The sequence below is a fragment of the Oikeobacillus pervagus genome (genome assembly GCF_030813365.1).
GTDB lineage: Bacteria > Bacillota > Bacilli > Bacillales > DSM-23947 > Oikeobacillus > Oikeobacillus pervagus.
On the sequence record NZ_JAUSUC010000018.1, the window covers coordinates 14176 to 32438 of the forward strand.

Genomic DNA, 18263 nt, shown 5'->3' on the forward strand with positions numbered 1-18263 from the left:
CAAGCAATAATGGGACATTCCCTTTCCTTGCTTATTAACCATTCAGAACTTAATGTTCTAATTCTGCAATCTTATCCTCAATATCTTTACGAATTTGTTCGATGATTGAAAAGTCCATCGCTTTCATATAAATGGCTTCCAACTCGTCATGAACACTTTTGGCTTTTGCTAAATAAGCTGTTCCTTCTTTCATATAGGATTTATATTTGGAAGACACTATTTGAATCTCATCAGCGTATTTTTCATCTGTTCCAGGAACGATTGTTTGTGCATACATATCGATCATTTCATCTGTTTCTTTTTCTGGGAAATATTCATGTGGGGCTGTACTGTCAAAAATAGCGAATCCTAATTCTCGTACGACTACCATGTCAATACTATGTGGGTCAAATCCACAGTGATACATTTCTAAATCGAATCCTTTTTCCTCCCCCATAGCAGCAATTTTTTTCAACATAGTGGACTTTCCAGAACCCGCTCTCCCTTTAATAAAATACCGCTTTGTTAATCCTTCTGTAATATTCGGGAGAAAATCAACCGCTCCTTTTGGAGTTGCAGCACCTAAAAAGCGATGTTTGATATCGGCCTTGCGATCCACTTTACGGTTATCGAATAGCTTCTTCATTAATTTTTCTGTTAATTGATTTGCCTTTGTAAAATCCATATTTCCAATGTAAATCTTCTCCCATTGATCGTGCACGATTAATGCTTTTTCAAATGTATTATAGGCGTTTTGAAAGGAGGTGCTGATTTGGTGTGTCAGTGTTAAAATAAGTTCCTTTTGTTCTGACAATTGTTTCGAATCCCATGCTACCCCTAGATTTACATACTCTTCAATTGCTCCCGGCGCCTTCGGTTCAACTACATGAGGAGATGTTCCATCGACAATACCTACCTTTAATTCTTTAATCACAACAGCATCGAGCGAATCAGGATCAGATGAACAATGTACCATTTCAATATGAAAGCCCTTTTCACTCCACTTTGTCGCTACTTTTTTCATTAATGTCGACTTCCCTGTTCCCGGCCCCCCTTTTAATATAAAGAGACGATCCAGCCCTTGTAAATTCGACTCGAACAAATTGTGAAACCCGTGCGCTGTATTCCCACCTGCAAAATAATGAAGTATGTTTTTTGTCAAAATAACACATCCTCCTGTTCACTAACGTTTCACGACGCTTTCTACTTATTATATGCATATGATTTCGATTAGGTGAACATCTAGATCATGAGAAAAGGGTATCCCCAATTTTTTAGTTTCATTTTGGGATACCCAACAGGTTCGAATGTATTTTATTTAAAAATTTCTTGGTGAGATTCTTTGATACTTGCTAAAATTTCTTCTAAACAAGGGAAATCTTTACCGACCGCATAGCTTTTAATACTTTTCAAGCTACATTCCGCACCAGGGTCTTCAAGTACTTTTACATACTCTGCTGTTTCCCCTTCATACTCTTCAAATTGGTTTCCATTAAATACAGCGTCACTGCATTGAAGCTTCTCATAAATGACTAAGTAATTGTCTTTCGTCTCACCAACAAAATAATTTTTTGTTTCCAATAAGTTTTCAACAACCATCTTACTAACACGTCCTTTTTTCATAATGGTGTTTGCAAGTATATTGTAATAAATTTCCGTAGAAAATAGTTGCTTTTCACAATCTCTTAAAAAAATATACACGGAACGTTAATATACTTGTCATACATTGTTCAAAAGCTTTTCTAGGATGTTATTATTGATCACTTATTGGAATTTATGCATATTCCTTGTAAAAAATATGAAATATTTTACTGTATCCTTCCTTTAATCCAATCCACGATCTGATTTCACTACATCATATAGTTTTCCATTCGTCATCATTTGTAAATCACTTACTTTCATTTCTATCTGGGTCCCAATCTTTCCGCCACTTATTGTAATTATTTCAAGTTGTTCAGCTTGACGATCAATAAAGGTCGGATATAACTTTTTCATCCCGATAGGCGAACAGCCACCTCGAATATAGCCTGTATATTTTTGAATATCCTTCACAGCAATTAAATCCAGCTTCTTTTCACCAGCTGCTTTTGCCGCTTTTTTCAAATCCAGTTCATCTTGTACAGGAATGACAAAAACAAATAAATTTTTGCTTGTTCCACTAGTTACTAATGTTTTAAATACCATTTCGGGATTTTGATTGACCTTTTTCGCAACAGAAATTCCGTCAATTTTCCCATCCTCTACATCATACTGAATCATACGATACGATATTTTCTTTCCATCAAGTAGACGCATGGCATTTGTTTTCCCTTTAGCCATCGGTTATTCCCCCTGTTTTTTTTCATAATTATCCCCATTATGTCATAACATAAGCTTATGGAAAAATCCCTTCATATTGCATGGTTTTTTTATTAATTCTCGTTGAGTGAAGGGCCTTTCGTTGATATAATAAAATCTGTACAAATTACCTGTATTAAGAGGTGGAAAACGTTGGATACGTTTACTGTTTCATCTATTATGGAAGTGATCAAGGGTTTTTTTCCTAATAATACTTCCATTGCTGTTTCTGATCCAGATAAATACATTTATTACAAACCAAGTAAAATTGTCGATTTAAAAATTCAGCCTGGCGATCATATTAAAGAGGGTTCAGCTACTTTCAAAGCACTTTCTAATCGCCAAAAGGTGACAGAATACGTTGATAGTGATATATATGGGGTTCCTTATTTCGGTATGAGCGTCCCCGTTTTTGAAGATGAACGCCCTGCCGGAGCTGTTACTACTATTTTACCAGCAAAGCCATCCCCGATTGCAACTAATTTCATAACCATTAGAGCTCAAGATCGTTGGTATCCTATTCTTTACGAAGATATTTTGTACTTGGAAGCAGAAAGTCGAAAAACGAAGGTACAGGCTACAAGGGGAAATGGATACCATAAATTAAATTTAAGTGAACTTGAAATTATTTTACCAAATCATTTGTTTATTCGCGTACACCGATCCTATATCGTGAATGTGAATTATATTCGAGAGATTCAACCTGATTCACATTCCACTTTTTTATTAATTATGAAAAATGATATGAGAATTCCTGTAAGTCAAACTTACTCCAGTTTTTTTAGAAAAGCACTTTATTATTAATAAAAGGCCCATTGAAGCAACCATTTTTTTACTGGTTGCTTTTTTGTTTTTTAACAAAAAGTAAGAAGAGACATTTTTATCCCGCCTTAACGGGCAGTAAAACCTCCACCTCAAAATGATTTGGAAACAAAGAAGATAGGTGGAGGATCACTGCCCCTGAAGGTCCGATAAGTTCAACTAACATTTTAGTGGGGGATGAAGAAAACCCCCACTGAATGAAGTTTCACTTTATCATAAGCGAGTGATCAAAATATTCTTATTCATGTTACTAAATTTCTGGCTTAGAGCATATTTAAGGCTTTTCATACAAAAACGAATGTTAAACCGGCTAAAAATTGATAGAATATTTCAAAAGGGATAGGGGGATTAAAAATGAAGAAAGAAATCGCTGAGCGTTTACGAGATAATAGCTTATTAGATCGTATTGTGACAGCAGAAGAAGCGGCCTCTTGGATTCAAGATGGAATGACTTTAGGTTTAAGTGGATTCACACGTGCAGGTGATGCTAAAGCAGTTCCAATGGCATTAGTAGACCGCTCTAAAAATGAAAGCTTTAAAGTGAATGTATTTACAGGAGCATCCTTAGGGTTCGATATAGATAAAAAGATGGCAGAGGCTGGAATTGTTAATAAACGTTTACCTTTCCAAGCTGATCCCACTATGAGAAAGAAAATCAATGTAGGAGAAATTAACTTCATTGATCAACATTTATCACATGTTGCAGAATGGGTTCGTGGAGATGTTCACAATCCTATCGACTATGCGATTGTAGAAGCAACAGCTATCACAGAGGATGGATATATTATCCCAACTACTTCCGTAGGTAACTCCTCAATCTTTGTTGATAAAGCAAAGGCTGTCATCGTTGAACTAAATTTATCTCAACCAGCTGGTTTGGAAAATATGCATGATATTTATGAACTTGGTAAACAAGGAGAAAGACAACCAGTGCCTTTAACAAGTGTAGACCAACGCATTGGTGAAATTGGAATACGTTTAGATAAAGACAAACTAAAAGGGATTGTGATCACGAATTTCCCAGATTCTCCTTCAACTATTGTTCCACCGGATGAAGAAACAGCTATTATGGCAAATCATTTAATTAATTTCCTTCGTGAAGAAATTAAAGCTGGTCGTTTAACGAATAAATTAGCCCCACTTCAATCAGGTGTTGGTTCGGTTGCAAATGCGGTTCTACACGGTCTGTTAGAATCAGAATTTGAAGATCTAGAAGTGTATTCCGAAGTGTTACAAGATGCCGTATTTGATTTAATAGATAGTGGAAAAGTTCGATTTGCTTCAGGATGTTCCATGACTTTATCTAAAGAAAAAATGGACCACGTTTATCCAAATATAGAAAAGTATAAAGATAAAATTGTGTTACGTCCACAAGAAATCTCAAACTTACCGGAAGTTATTCGCCGTTTAGGATTAATTTCTATTAATACAGCATTAGAAGTTGACATATACGGAAACGTAAACTCTACACATGTATCAGGAACGAAAATGATGAATGGTATTGGTGGATCTGGAGATTTTGCCCGAAATTGTCGCACAGCTATTTTCGTAACAAAATCACTTGCAAAAGACGGGAAAATCTCAAGTATTGTCCCATTTGCATCACATATCGATCATACAGAACATGATGTAGATATCATTGTAACAGAACAAGGATATGCTGATTTACGTGGATTAGCACCTAGAGAACGTGCAAGAGTCATCATTGAAAACTGTGCACATCCATTATATAAAGAACAATTAACTGACTACTTTGAAGAAGCCTTAATGCGCGGGGGACAAACACCTCATGTATTAGAAAAAGCTCTATCATGGCATACAAATTATGCCTCAACAGGTACAATGCTTCAAAAAGAAAAAGAAACAGTCACAATATAATTTTTTAGATATTGTTTCCAAAGTATAAAGATGGAGTTGACCATTAGGGGGGTCAACTCCATTTTCGATTCTATTTATAATCTGACCCCCATAGGAATCATATACCGTTAATTTGTATATGCTCATTTTTCTTTCGAAGACGACAACCATGTAATTTTGGGCAATTTCCATGTCTTTTGATCATTTCCCACTGCTTTTAGGAGGATTTGCACTCGTTATCTGAGGGTATGATTATTTCTCCATGTATTTGACTATTTCCCGTAATTATTTGCGCTTGTTCTCCACTTTTTTGCACAGTTTCTTTGTGCTTCGCTTTTATGAGAATATAAAGAAGGGGTTATCTCACTTGAAGCTTGAATCCTTTGCTTCAAGTGAGATAGCCCCTATTCTTACTTATTCTTCGCTAGTTGCGTCTTTCGTATAATTTAGTTCTTCTCTTTTTACCGGTTTGAATCCTTCAGGTTTATGGAATCGGAGTAAATCACCGTAGACGACTTTGTCAGATAGATCTAGTTGTTGCTTTACATCATCGCTAATAGCATTACAACTATCGTCCGTTACGACTTCCCCTGTGTTTGTTCTATAACATTTTCCTTTTACTTCAGTGAATTCTGGAGTAACGAAATCACCATTACGGAATGGTACAATCTCTCTATGCTGATCAGATAATAAATCAGATCCAAATTCTATATAATTCTTCGTATCCACACCCAGTAAATGTAGAATGGTTGGACGAACATCTACATCGCCACCATATTTATGAATCGTTCCACCCTTAATACCCGGTGTATGAATAAATAATGGTACACGTTGTAATTGTGCATTTTCAAATGGTGTAATCTCTTTTCCCATTACTTTAGACATGGCTTCATTGTGGTTCTCAGAAATACCATAGTGATCTCCATACATGACGATTACCGTATCTTTATATAAGCCTGATTGTTTCAAGTCATGAAAGAATTGTTTTAATGCCTCATCCATATAATGCGCTGTTTGGAAGTACTGGTTGACTACTTTATCTCCAAAATCCCCTGCAGGAAACTCTGTATCCCCTTCATCAAGTGGGAATGGGAAGTGGTTGGATAAAGTAATCATTTTTGCATAAAATGGTTGATTTAATCCTTTTAATAAAGGAATGGATTGGTCAAAAAACGGTTTGTCCTTTAATCCATAGTTTAAAACATCTTTATCTTCCATATTATAATAGGTGGCATCATAGAAATGATCAAATCCAAAAGCTTTATACATTTCTTCACGATTCCAGAACGATTTATAGTTCCCATGAAGGGACGCAGACGTGTATCCATGTCCTTTCAAAATAGCTGGATTTGCCTGATAAGTGTTTTGTGATTTATTTGTAAATACAGATCCCTGTGGTAGCGGAAATAATGAATTATCCATCGTAAATTCAGCATCCGATGTTTTACCTTGACCTGTTTGGTGGAAAAAATTATCAAAATAAAATGTATTCGGATCGTTTACTAATGAATTTAAAAATGGCGTAACTTCTTGACCATTAATTTTATAATTAATCACAAAGTTTTGCAGCGACTCCAATGAAATATAAATGACATTTTTCCCTTTAGCTGTTCCAAAATATTGCGGATTTGGCTTAGCGTAATTTGCCTTTACATAGTTTTCTACTTCAACAATATCATCACTGCTTGCCATAGCTCTCTGTGCAGATGATCTTGCATTTTGTACCACATCATAAATTTGATAATTGTACATTCCAAGATATTTCACAAGATAGTTACGATCAAATGTCCGTGTTAACAATTGTGGACGATCGGCTTCAGCAAATCCTAAGTTCAGTAGAAACACAAGGATCGCTGACATAAACATACCAAATAGTGGTTTAAATCCAAGTTTTGGGTGAAGATTCACTTTTTTCAAAACAACCAATAATAATAGAATGATTGTATCTGTAAAGTATAAAAGATCAAGGGGACTCATTAAGGCAAGTGCACTACCGCCTAAATTCCCGTTTGTCTTCGCCTGCATCAATACTGGCACTGTAATAAAATCATTGAAGAATCTATAATAAACAACATTTGCATACAACACAAATGAGAGCAAGAAGTTAATGATAATAAGCGCTCTATTTCGTGCTCGCCCACTAAAAATTAAGGCAAATGAAAAAAAGAATAGCGCTGAACTTATCGGATTAATAAAAAGCAAAAACTTTTGCATCCCATTGGTGATTCCTAAGCTAAACTCCACATTATAGGCTACATACGTTTTGATCCAAAACAAAATGACAGCTAAAAAGAAAAAGGAGAGTTTTTTATTAAGGAACCCTCTGTTTAGCAATCTATTCAAACTTACTCATCTCCTTCGAAAAGCTACAACAGATATTATAAAACATTTTTTGATAGATTGAAAAGGCATTTGTTTTGAAATGCAGTTATTTTTTGGATAGTTTCATATTAATGGAAAGATCTCCATAGCATTTTTCCGAACTACCTGACCCATACTAAGTAGAAAATACTTAGGGGAATGTCTATGATACCGATTTTTTCTATTTACAGTCAAGATATAAAAAGAATCGTAACAAATTGGGTAGCGCTCGTTATTATCTCTGGACTTGCTATTTTACCCTCTTTATATGCATGGTTTAACATAAAAGCTTCATGGGACCCTTATGGAAATACAGAAGGGGTTGCGATTGCCGTTAGTAATTTAGATGAAGGTGCAACGATTCTCGATCAACAAATTAATATTGGAGATCAGATTGTTGATTCGCTTAAAAGTAATAAAAAACTAGGATGGACATTTGTTTCTGAAGACAACGCCCTTCACGGTGTCCAACATGGCGATTATTATGCAAGCATTACGATTCCGAAAGATTTTTCCAAAAAAATTGCGACAGTCGTTACTGATGAACCTACTAAAGCAGAAATTGTTTATCATGTCAATGAGAAAATTAATGCCATTGCTCCGAAGATCTCTTCTAAAGGTGCATCCGGAATCATTGAAGCAGTAAGTTCCAATTTTATTAAAACTGCAAATGGAACGATTTTTAAAATTTTTAATGAATTAGGGATCGAATTAGAAAAAGAATTGCCTACAATTGAGACCGTTAAAAATTATATTTTTCAACTAGAGCGATCTTTTCCAGAAATTAAAAGAATATTGAATGTCTCTCTAGATGACATAAATGAGGCGGAAAAAATCGTTAAAAAATCGCAAGTCGCATTTCCGACTGTCACAAAAATGGTAAAAGAGGGACAACGATATTCCAATGATTTAAATGACTTTATGGCAAAAAGCGAAAAAATATATGATGAATTATCGCCTGCGATTAAACAGGACTTTCTTGCCTTACAGGAAATGGCTCATTCAGGACGCCAATTCATCGGTTCCATTAACTTTTCTGATATAGGTCAATCATCTAAAGACTTCACTCAATTTCATCAACGATTAGAAACGAATAGACAGATCACAGAAGGATTAATCAGCGTATTAACGCGATTACAAGATTTTTCATCTAAAAAAATATTTGAAAATGAAATAAATCAACTTAATCAAGTAAGACATCATTTGCTGACATTAGATCATACTGCAAAGAATATCCATGATAAAGTGCTCAGCCACGACGTCACTGTAGATCAGCTAATTTGTGATTTCAATGATACAGCTTATAGCCTTGCAACGATCTCAACCAATATGGTGAATCGATTTGATTCCAATATTAAGCCTAAAATCAATCAAAGCATTCAACATGCCAAAACCTCTTTAAACAAAGCGACTGTCATTTTAAATGAAGCCAACCAAGCGATCCCACATGTGGAGAAAATCCTTGAGGATGCGGCTAAAGGAGTGCAAATGGGAAAAGGGGAAATCAAAGCCATTCAGACCCGACTTCCCTATTTAGAAAAGAAAATTACCCAAATCGCCAACGATATTCGACAATTTGAAGATGAGGCTGATATTGGCCAAATTATTGAACTTCTAAAAAATGATGTACAAAAGGAAAGTAATTTTTTTGCCGAACCTGTCATCTTGAAAGAGCATAAATTTTTTCCTATCCCAAATTACGGATCAGCCATGTCCCCCTTTTTCACTACCCTTGCACTTTGGGTTGGGGCTCTTTTGCTTATTTCACTATTAACGGTGGAAGTACACGGAAAAGAAGGAGAATTCAAAAGTTATCAAATCTATTTGGGGCGACTTCTGACCTTTTTGACGATTGCGCTTATTCAATCTCTCATTGTGACAGTTGGGGATATTTATCTTTTAAAAGCATACGTTGTCGACCGCCTTTGGTTTGTCCTTTTTGGACTCTTCATTAGTGCCGTGTTTATGATTATTGTTTACACATTTGTCTCTGTTTTTGGAAATGTTGGGAAAGCACTTGCGATCGTATTTCTCGTCCTTCAATTAGCTGGGTCTGGCGGTACCTTCCCCATTCAAGTCACTCCGGCTTTTTTCCAAGCAATTAACCCGTATTTGCCCTTTACGTATGCAATTAGCATGATGCGGGAAGCTGTCGGGGGAATTCTATGGGATATTGTCCATAAAGATGTATTCTACCTAATCATCTTTACAGCCCTTGCCCTTCTTTTAGGACTAGCCTTAAAAAACCCAATCAATCGTACCGCAGCCAAATTAATCAAAAAGGCAAAAGAAAGTGAGTTAATCCATTAAACAAAAGCGGAAGCGCCTTGATCATCGGCGTACGGATTTCGTAGTCTTTGACTTATCGGAGGGAAAAGACGAAGAAAAAGGTCAGGCAACCGTTAATGGCTGCCTGGCCCTTTTACTTCAACATCTGAAATACTTGCTCCACATCTTTATCTCCACGTCCAGAAATATTCACGATGATAATTTGATCTTTAGCCATAGTTGGAGCTAATTTCAATGCATAAGCAACAGCATGTGAGCTTTCCAGTGCTGGGATGATACCTTCTGTTTTAGATAGCACTTGAAATGCTTCCAATACTTCCTCATTTGTAACTGCATAGTATTCCGCTCTTCCAGATTCTTTTAAATAACTATGCTCAGGTCCTACACCTGGATAATCTAATCCTGCTGCAATGGAGTAAGTTGGCATTGGATTTCCCTCTTCGTCAACTAACACTAAGCATTTAAATCCATGTAGTACAGCAGGAACACCATTTGTTAAAGTAGCGGCTTGATCTGGTTCTACTCCAATTAATCGTACAGAAGGTTCATCTATATAATGGGCAAAGGAACCAATCGCATTGCTTCCGCCACCGACACATGCAATGACGGCATCAGGTAAACGGCCTTCTTTTTCAAGAATTTGTCTTTTCGATTCTTCACTTATAATAGAGTGGAAATGTTTCACCATCGATGGATAAGGATGTGGTCCAACGGCAGACCCGAGCAAATAAAATGTATTCTCATAATTTTGAACTAAATCATTTAATGCTTCATCAACTGCATCCTTTAATCGTCCTTGACCTTTTGAAACGGCAACTACCTTTGCACCAAGAAGCTCCATTCGGAAGACATTAAGTGCCTGCCTGCGCGTATCTTCTTCCCCCATATAAATAACACATTCCATTCCAAACATGGCACAAGCAGTTGCTGTTGCTACTCCATGTTGTCCCGCTCCAGTTTCGGCAATCACTCGCTTAGCACCCATCCGCTTTGCTAGCAAAATTTGACCGATTACATTATTGATTTTATGGGAGCCTGTATGATTCAGATCTTCCCGTTTCAAGTAAATTTTAGCTCCTCCAAGATTTTCCGTTAATTGTTTAGCATATGTTAATGGGTTTTCCCGACCCACATACTCCCGTAAATAAAATTTAAATTCCTCATTAAATTCAGGATCATCCTTATATTGATGAAATTGTTTTGCTAATTCATCTAATACTAGTTTCAGTTCTGGTGGCACAAAACTTCCACCAAATTGTCCAAAATAACCCTCAGCTATCTTCACTTCGCTCATCTTAACTTTCTCCTCTCTATCGTACCTGTTCTGAATATTTATAATTTATATTCTATTATCATTAACTAGTCCTCGTCAACCTTTGTTCCCCTTTTGGAGAAAGCTTCATCCCCTTAAACTTTTATGAATCCAAATCGTAGCCTGTGAACCTTCCCCATCGCAATCGTTACTTGTTCTGAATGAGCCATCACATCACCTGTGGTCCAAATATATTCCACATTAGTCATTTTAGTTTTTGTGGGTAGCTCTTATCCAATTGAAATCATAAGATACATCATCATATAAAATAGGGAGAGGCGAGAGATATGGAACTGAATTATCATGATGCTTTAGCCATGTACGGAATTGGTGGTGCCCATCCTGGTGGACTAAAAATGACGAAGGAGATATTAGAAAATGAAGCATTTAAAAGGGAAACAAGAGTGTTAGATGCAGGTTGTGGGACAGGTCAAACAGCGTCCTATATAGCCAAGAACTACAACTGCCATGTAATCGCTTTGGATCTCCACCCAATAATGATCAAAAAAGCAAAGGAAAGATTCAAAAGAGAAAAGCTATCCATCCACCTTGTTCAAGGATCTGTTGAGAAAATCCCATTTCCTGACCAAACCTTCGACAAAGTGATCGCAGAATCCGTTACAGCCTTTACAAATATCCCTATTTCTTTAAAAGAATACTTTCGCGTACTGAAACAAAAAGGGGTTTTAATTACGATTGATATGACGAAAGAACAAAATTTAAGTGTAGATGAACAAAAACGGGTACAGGAAGTATATGGAATCCAAAAGGTGCTATCCGAAGAGGAGTGGACACAATCTTTTCAATCTGCTCAGTTTTCATCAACTGACACCCTTTTTTCCAGTTCAGTATCGGCACAAATGGAAAAAGTCTCATTAAATCACGAGGAACTACCCGAATATCAACCTTCCACCTATATACACCCAAAAGCAGATGAAATTTTAAACCAACATCAAACATTGAATCATCTATTAGGCGAAAAGTTAGGATACCGGATATATCGTTCGATGAAGAACGTCTAGACATTCAAAAGCGCAAGCCCCTCAGGTCTGCGTACGGATTTTGAGTCTTTGACTGAGATAAAGGAAACACTGCAAGATCCCTTGCCAGCGATGAACTATAAAAAAACACCAAGATAGCAATTCACGCTAACTTGGTGCTTCTCTTTATTTTTTTAACTTAAAGGAACTTTTCAATGAAACGATTCGATTGAAGACAAGATGATCCTCTGTTGTATGTTTTGGATCGACATTGAAATATCCATGTCGGAAAAATTGAAATTTATCGTTAGCCTTCGCATCCTCCATATTTGGTTCCACAAAACCATTGAGAATTTCTAGTGAATGAGGATTTACATTCTCCAAGAAGGACTTTCCTTCCTGTTCTTCATCATCTAATATCAAGGAATCATATAAACGAAACTCTGCTCGTTTTGCTTGTGAAGCATCGACCCAATGAATCGTTCCCTTCACTTTACGTCCTGTGAAGCCTGTGCCACTTTTCGTTTCCGGATCATATGTGCAATGAAGCTCAACGACATTCCCTTCTTCATCTTTTATGACTTCTTCACATTTAATGAAATAGGCATGCTTTAATCGAACTTCATTTCCCGGGAATAGTCGGAAATATTTCTTTGGAGGATTTTCCATGAAATCCTCTTGTTCAATATAAATTTCTCTTGAAAATGGGATTTGGCGTATACCCATTTCCGGATTTTCTGGGTTATTTTCCGCATCCAACATTTCTACTTGGCCTTCTGGATAGTTTGTAATCACTACTTTCAAAGGTCGCAAAATAGCCATCGTTCGAGGTGCTTTTAATTTTAAATCTTCACGGATAAAATGCTCAAGCATTTGTACATCAACGATGCTGTTTCCTTTTGACACGCCGATTTCTTGACAAAAAGCCACAATCGATTCTGGAGTAAATCCTCTTCTCCTTAAGCCAGAGATGGTCGGTAATCGTGGATCATCCCATCCATCGACATAATTTTCATCCACTAGTTGTTTTAATTTACGTTTACTCATGACCGTATTCGTTAAGTTCAATCGTGCGAACTCTATTTGCTGTGGTTTTGCTTCCATTTCACATTTCTCTACAACCCAATTATATAGTGGCCGTTGATCTTCAAATTCTGTCGTACAAAGGGAATGTGTCACCCCTTCAATAGCGTCTTCAATAGGATGGGCAAATGCGTACATAGGGTAAATACACCATTTATCTCCTGTATTATGATGAGTTGCATGGGCAATCCGATATAAAACAGGATCCCTCATATTAATATTAGGAGAAGACATATCAATTTTTGCACGTAAAACCTTTTCACCGTCTTTAAATTCCCCGTGTTTCATCCGTTCAAATAAATCAAGGTTTTCTTCAATACTGCGGTTTCTAGAGGGGCTTTCCTTGCCTGGTTCCGTTAATGTGCCACGATACTCTCTAATTTCATCCGCTGAGAGATCCTCTACATAAGCTAAACCTTTTTTAATGAGAAGCACAGCACGGTCATACATTTCCTCAAAATAATTGGAGGCATAATGTAACCCCTCCCACTCAAAACCAAGCCAGCTAACATCTTCTTTAATGGAGTCAACATATTCCACATCTTCTTTAAGAGGATTTGTATCATCAAAACGCAAATTTGTTTTTCCTTTGAAATCATCAGCTAGTCCAAAGTTAATGACGATTGACTTTGCATGCCCAATATGTAAATAACCGTTTGGCTCAGGAGGAAAACGTGTAACGATCTCCTGAACCTTTCCAGAACTTAAATCTTCGTTGATTATATTTTTAATAAAGTTTGATGAAGCCTCTTTATTATCCATTACATCCCAACCTTTCTTTCGCCAGCAAAATTCCATTAGATACTAATTTACTGTAGTTATATCATAACCAATTATAAATATCTATGTATCCTCTCATTTTAACGCTTTTTTATTCGATTGTGAAAGGGAAAAGAAAATAGAGCCATGAAAAAAGCACATGGCTCACTTATTTTTTGAAAAAGGCCTTTATTGGACCGTATAGCCCCCATCTAGAACAGCTGCTTGACCTGTGATCCCCTTTGATTTTTCACTAACTAAAAAAGTAGCATAATCGGCAATTTCTTGAACAGATAATAGCCGTTTCTGTGGGACTAAAGGGTAAATCACTTCTTCTAACACCTTTTCTAATGGAACATTTCTCGTTTTCGCTAAATCTTGCAATTGATTACGAACTAGTGGTGTATCCACATAGCCAGGGCATAGAGCATTGACGGTAATTCCATTTTCCGCTCCTTCTAGTGCTGCCACTTTTGTTAAACCGATGATTCCATGCTTGGCACTATTATAAGCAGCTTTTCCTGCGAAACCAATTAACCCATTAATAGAAGCCATATTCAGAATTCGCCCATATCCTTGTTTTTTCATAATTGGGAATGCATGTTTTATCGCCATAAATGGAGCAGTCAACATCACCTTCAACAAAAGTTCAAATTTCTCCGTTGGAAATTCCTCTATCATAGATACATATTGGAGCCCTGCATTGTTGACTAAAATATGTAAGGATCCCCATTTTTCACATGTCGTCTGAATGCTTTGGATAATCTGTTCCTCATCTGTCACATCACAGGCAACTGCAAACGCTTGAAACCCTTCATTTTGCAGTTGCTTCGCAGCTTGCTCACTCATCTCTTGGCGCAAATCAGAAATGATCACCTTTGCCCCCTCACTTGCGAATGTGCGTGCAAGTTCAAACCCAATTCCTCCCGCTGCTCCTGTAATCATTGCCACTTTTCCATCTAATAATGCCGGTTTCATTTGTGATCTCCCTCCCATTTTAATTCAGACTGTTTTCGCAAGTCCATGTTGAACTTGAATCCTTGTCACCAATGTAGAATTTTGTCGTACATCATCTGTTCAATTTAAGTGCCCACTATCTTTTGCCTATTTCCCACTTGTTTTTGATTATTTCCCAAAGATTATTGCGCTGCTTCTGATGAGATTTGCGCTAATACTCCGGATATTTGCGTATTTCCCAAGATTTATGCATATTTCCCGAAGTTTTTTGAGCTAAAAGCTATATTTTTTATTTATTATCATTTCTGCCTTTTTATTCAAATCCCCTGCTTATTTAAATTGATGTATTTTAATATAAGCCTAACCATTAGTATACTTTATTAAATTCAACTGGAAACACCATCTCTGCAATGGACTGGGGAAGACTTTCTATGTGCAGCTTACCATGGTTGGAATCATGATGGAGAAAGCGTAGTAGCCATCAAATATGGGGAATGGTGCAAAATGATTCAAAAAATATATCCTCCACAAATACGGGAACCTATTAAAAATATCTTTTTCTTAGGAACAGATGGGAATGATTATTTAATTTAGTTTGCTACATTAATAAACGACACGGATGTTCAAATAGGGCAATTTAAGCAATTGGCAAACAATTGACTTTGAACCTGAAACCTGCTTGTAAAAAACAAATGCGGAAGCGCAGTAGGTCTGGCGTATGGGTTTCGGAGCTTTCTACTTCTTAAAAAACGAAAAAGGACCTTCTGGATTTCAGTCAGGTCCTTTTCATTATTATTTAGATTCAAGCATTAATTTTTCTAGTTTTAATGGTTCAATATATTCACCATTTTTATAAGCTCTCATATTTCCACCAGAGATTTCATCGATAAGAACGATTTGTTTGTTCTCTCCAGTACGTCCAAATTCAAATTTAATATCGTATAGCTCGATGTCTTTTTTCGCTAGTTCTTCTTTTACGACATTTCCAATCTGTTTTGTTAAGTCTTTTAACACTTGATATTCATCTTTAGAAAGAATACCTAACATATCAAGGGCATCCTCACTAATTGGTGGATCTTGACGGTCATCATCTTTCAAGGTTACTTCAACAAATGCATCCAATGCTTGTCCTTCTTCTGCATATAGGCCATAGCGACGCAAAAAGCTTCCCACTGCTCGATAACGGCAAATGACTTCAAGACCTTTTCCAAATACAGTTGCCGGTTTTACCGTCATGGTCGCTTCCTCAATATTCGCATCAATATAATGTGTTGGGATTCCTTTTTCTTTTAATGCCTCAAAGAAAAACTTTGTTAATCGAAGACCAGCTTGACCTGCACCTTCCATTGTTAATCCAACCGTGTTCGCACCTGGGTCAAATACACCATTTTCCCCTGTTACATCATCTTTGAATTTAAGTAAGTAATTCCCATCTTCAAGCTCATACACATTTTTTGTTTTACCTGTATAAATTAGATTCATTCGTCCTGTCCTCTCTACGTAAGGTTAAGTCTATAATATCATGTAATAAACATCTAAATAAAGCGAAATTTTAGCACCAGTATTATACATCTATTTGTTCATTTGTGATAGGAAATCATCTAATAAATCTTCCTCTTCTTCTAGGTTCTCTACTTCTATAGAGGAGGCTTGCTCTTCTCTGATTTCTTCCCAATCCAAGTTCATTAATTCATCTTCAAAATCATGATCTGCTTTAATCTCAACTTCTTTTTCCTTCAACAAATCTGTTTCATTCTTATCAATAGGGGTTATATTTTCCTCTTGTAAGTAAAGCGCTTCATCGATATCAAGAGCATTGCTATTAAGTGAGGCCAAAACAGTCGTTGCTCTTATAGGGTCTCGTAATAGTTGATAAATAATATTCCCCAAAAGCGCCTCTGAATGAGCATGCTTAAGCCAATTCCGCTGTTCTTTGCTTAATGGCTTTGGCAATGGAATGGTAATCGTCTCACGCTCGCGAGTAAGAGACTGGCCAACACCTTCCAGCACAAACTGCGCTATTTTACTTGAGAAATTTCTCTTTTCTGTCTCTTTTAAATGCTGGAGCTGTCTTATAATATGATCAGGGGTATCGGAAGGGAGGCGAAAAGTAATCGCCTGCCCTCGTTTAATCCCTGCTGACATGTTTCTTTTCATGAATATTCACCTTAAGATTTTTGAATGACTTTCTTCTCTGCTTCCCTTTTCGCTGATTTATTTTGTTTTCTAATGAAATCGGAAATCAATTTATAATAGGCATTTGCCATCATCCAAATACTCTCTTTTTCATCTTCAAAAAAGTCAATATTATAACCATCTAGTTTATTATTTATTGTTTTAAGATATTCTTTTAATACAATAGAACCGCCACCTACAAAATAGCATATTTCTGTTTGGGAATTTTTTTGCCAAACATTTCGCAAATGACGATATTGTTTTTTCGCTAATTCGAGAAGGATGCGGTCTGTAATATCGTGAACGCTTGTACGACTTCCCTTTACCATAATATGGTTACGATCGTTTTTCTTCGTAATAATTTCAACTACATCTCTACGACTATCTAATTCTACTCCATGTTTTTTTCTAATTTCTTCGCGAATCGCTTCTAATGACTCTGATACCCCAAGGTTAAAACCTTGCGCCTTATCATCATCTACTTTTCTATTTTTGATCACGGCTATATCGGTTGATAAACCACCGATATCTTGAATTAAAATTCTTTTATCAATTAAGTCTTTGTTAATAATATTTAATTGATTATCCATTACTAAGTTGATATAAGCAGCAAACCCTTCAGGATAAACTTTCACTTCGTCAAATTTTAGATTCACCTTCATCCCTTGATATTTTGGGGTTACTAAGAATTCCACTTGGTGAACAGATCCCAGTAATTGTGAGCGATATCCTACATCTTTTCCTTCTTTTACTTCACGAAGTGGTAAACCTGTCCCAAGGGTATAGCTAGCATCTATCACATTTCCTGACTTTTTGAAATGCTGAGCATTTTCCTCTCTTGCAGCATCTAACGCTAGGGAGGCGAAAAGCATAATTAATGTCTGATCTTCTTCTGACTTTGTACTTCCGGGATCTAACTCTGAAGGGTTATCACTCTTTGTCGCAAGATCACCCACTCTATATATAACATTATTATCTTTCAGTGCAGGGGAGTGTACACGGATATGAATTCCTTCTAGCGGGTCTTTCTCATCCAATTCCTCTATGCCAATTACAGGACGATCTTCTATATCTCTTGCGATGACATTTGGTATGTATAACTCATAATCTAATTTTCCAAATAAAGCCTTTACTGAATCATTTCCTACATCAATGGCAGCAATTCTTGAATTATTCAACAACATCCACCCTTTCCCTGAATAAGTTATTTTCACCTGGCAACAAAAGCCATTACCTTAAGGGTATAAAAAACCACCATAACCGTCAATCGTCCAATAGTTGTATTCATTCTTGTAAACAAGTGTACACTATTGAATACATGTGCACAAAATTGTACACATCCTTTTAAATCA

Annotated in this window: 14 protein-coding genes and 1 pseudogene; 4 read left to right on the plus strand and 11 right to left on the minus strand. The window is 36.5% G+C overall.

Going from position 1 to position 18263, the window contains the following annotated elements:
• Positions 1-49: 49 nt before the first annotated feature.
• The 3 genes from J2S13_RS08565 to ybaK form a co-directional block, all read right to left on the minus strand.
• The gene (locus J2S13_RS08565) at positions 50-1141 is read right to left on the minus strand and encodes a PRK06851 family protein (protein ID WP_307257320.1); all 1092 of its coding nucleotides are present in this window, start codon (positions 1139-1141) and stop codon (positions 50-52) included.
• Between the two features lie 152 nt (positions 1142-1293).
• Positions 1294-1578 (minus strand): hypothetical protein, encoded by a 285-nt coding sequence (locus tag J2S13_RS08570; protein ID WP_307257321.1) that lies wholly within the window; start codon positions 1576-1578, stop codon positions 1294-1296.
• A gap of 225 nt (positions 1579-1803) precedes the next feature.
• Positions 1804-2298 (minus strand): Cys-tRNA(Pro) deacylase, encoded by a 495-nt coding sequence (gene ybaK, locus J2S13_RS08575; protein WP_307257322.1) that lies wholly within the window; start codon positions 2296-2298, stop codon positions 1804-1806.
• A 171-nt stretch (positions 2299-2469) separates the two neighbouring features.
• Here ybaK and J2S13_RS08580 point away from each other — a divergent pair, with 171 nt between their 5' ends.
• Together J2S13_RS08580 and scpC are read left to right on the plus strand one after the other, a co-directional pair.
• The gene (locus J2S13_RS08580; protein ID WP_307257323.1) at positions 2470-3120 is read left to right on the plus strand and encodes a LytTR family DNA-binding domain-containing protein; all 651 of its coding nucleotides are present in this window, start codon (positions 2470-2472) and stop codon (positions 3118-3120) included.
• 372 nt (positions 3121-3492) lie between these two features.
• Positions 3493-5016, plus strand: a complete 1524-nt coding sequence (scpC, locus tag J2S13_RS08585; RefSeq protein WP_307257324.1) for a succinyl-CoA:acetate CoA-transferase ScpC — start codon at positions 3493-3495, stop codon at positions 5014-5016.
• A gap of 393 nt (positions 5017-5409) precedes the next feature.
• Here the strand turns inward: scpC and ltaS are convergent, their stop codons facing one another.
• On the minus strand, positions 5410-7338 hold the full coding sequence (gene ltaS, locus J2S13_RS08590) for a lipoteichoic acid synthase (RefSeq protein ID WP_307257325.1): 1929 nt from the start codon (positions 7336-7338) through the stop codon (positions 5410-5412).
• A gap of 183 nt (positions 7339-7521) precedes the next feature.
• On the opposite strand from ltaS, the gene J2S13_RS08595 reads away from it, so the two are divergent.
• Positions 7522-9666 carry a YhgE/Pip domain-containing protein gene (locus J2S13_RS08595; RefSeq protein WP_307257326.1) on the plus strand — a complete coding sequence of 715 codons (2145 nt, stop codon included), beginning with the start codon at positions 7522-7524 and terminating at the stop codon, positions 9664-9666.
• A gap of 112 nt (positions 9667-9778) precedes the next feature.
• Here J2S13_RS08595 and trpB read toward each other — a convergent pair whose 3' ends face one another.
• Positions 9779-10939, minus strand: coding sequence for a tryptophan synthase subunit beta (gene trpB / locus J2S13_RS08600; protein ID WP_307257327.1), 1161 nt, complete (start codon positions 10937-10939; stop codon positions 9779-9781).
• A gap of 105 nt (positions 10940-11044) precedes the next feature.
• Positions 11045-11175, minus strand: a pseudogene (locus tag J2S13_RS08605) (pyridine nucleotide-disulfide oxidoreductase); the annotation flags it as partial.
• Positions 11176-11244: 69 nt separating this feature from the next.
• On the opposite strand from J2S13_RS08605, the gene J2S13_RS08610 reads away from it, so the two are divergent.
• Complete coding sequence (locus tag J2S13_RS08610; protein ID WP_307257328.1) at positions 11245-11979, plus strand: class I SAM-dependent methyltransferase; 735 nt, start codon at positions 11245-11247, stop codon at positions 11977-11979.
• Between the two features lie 144 nt (positions 11980-12123).
• On the opposite strand, the gene J2S13_RS08615 is transcribed toward J2S13_RS08610, so the two are convergent.
• The 5 genes from J2S13_RS08615 to J2S13_RS08635 all read right to left on the minus strand — a co-directional run bounded on the left by J2S13_RS08615 (position 12124) and on the right by J2S13_RS08635 (position 18089).
• Positions 12124-13782: a glutamine--tRNA ligase/YqeY domain fusion protein gene (locus tag J2S13_RS08615; RefSeq protein ID WP_307257329.1), complete on the minus strand. Its 1659-nt coding sequence runs from the start codon at positions 13780-13782 to the stop codon at positions 12124-12126.
• A 186-nt stretch (positions 13783-13968) separates the two neighbouring features.
• Positions 13969-14757: a 3-hydroxybutyrate dehydrogenase gene (locus tag J2S13_RS08620; RefSeq protein WP_307257330.1), complete on the minus strand. Its 789-nt coding sequence runs from the start codon at positions 14755-14757 to the stop codon at positions 13969-13971.
• 771 nt (positions 14758-15528) lie between these two features.
• Complete coding sequence (locus J2S13_RS08625) at positions 15529-16218, minus strand: phosphoribosylaminoimidazolesuccinocarboxamide synthase (RefSeq protein WP_307257331.1); 690 nt, start codon at positions 16216-16218, stop codon at positions 15529-15531.
• A gap of 90 nt (positions 16219-16308) precedes the next feature.
• Entirely contained in the window at positions 16309-16893 is a 585-nt protein-coding gene (locus J2S13_RS08630) for a hypothetical protein (protein ID WP_307257332.1), read from the minus strand.
• A gap of 11 nt (positions 16894-16904) precedes the next feature.
• Entirely contained in the window at positions 16905-18089 is a 1185-nt protein-coding gene (locus J2S13_RS08635; protein WP_307257333.1) for a ParM/StbA family protein, read from the minus strand.
• Between the last annotated feature and the right edge of the window lie 174 nt (positions 18090-18263).